Source organism: Vibrio sp. 1288 (genome assembly GCF_033344475.1).
Genome location: NZ_JAWPOX010000700.1, coordinates 1 through 627 on the forward strand (window position 1 = coordinate 1; position 627 = coordinate 627).

General features: G+C 45.1%; 1 protein-coding gene. It reads left to right on the top strand.

Annotation, left to right across the window (positions count from 1 at the left end; genetic code table 11):
- Positions 1 to 627: AraC family transcriptional regulator (locus R8O11_RS28865; RefSeq protein ID WP_318195076.1), on the top strand; the 627-nt coding region annotated here is incomplete at both ends.

The window sequence follows — 627 nt, forward strand, 5'->3', positions numbered from 1 at the left end:
ATCGCGCAAGGCAGGAAGCGAGTCTTATTGGGAGAGGAAAGCTTTATTTACGATGCCAACCACTTCCTGATTTCTTCTGTCGATCTCCCTATCATTGCCAACATTATCGAAGCCAGTGAGGAGCAACCTTATTTAGAGCTGATCATGGAGCTGGATTTGACCGAGATTTCCCAACTGATTGTCGATAGCGAACTTGCCTTTACTCAAGCCAAAGAAGCGCAAAAAGGCATTGCTGTCGGTGAGTTGTCGGAATCTCTATTGGATGCGTTTGTACGCTTAGCAGAATTATTAGACGAAGGCCAAAACATCAAAATTTTAGCGCCCATCATTAAACGGGAGATTTTTTATCGCCTTTTGATGAGTGAACAGGGCACGCGTCTCCATCAAATCGTGACTGCGGGCAGCCATAGCCATCAAATAGCCAAAGCCATCGACTGGCTCAAAAACAACTTTGTCAAACCATTAAGTGTTGGAGATTTGGCTTCGTACACAGGTATGAGTAAATCGTCGTTTTACACGCACTTTCGCTCCATGACGTCCATGACACCATTACAGTTTCAAAAGAAGTTACGCTTAAGTGAAGCACGCCGATTGATGCTGACAGAAAACTTAGACGCCATGGCTGCG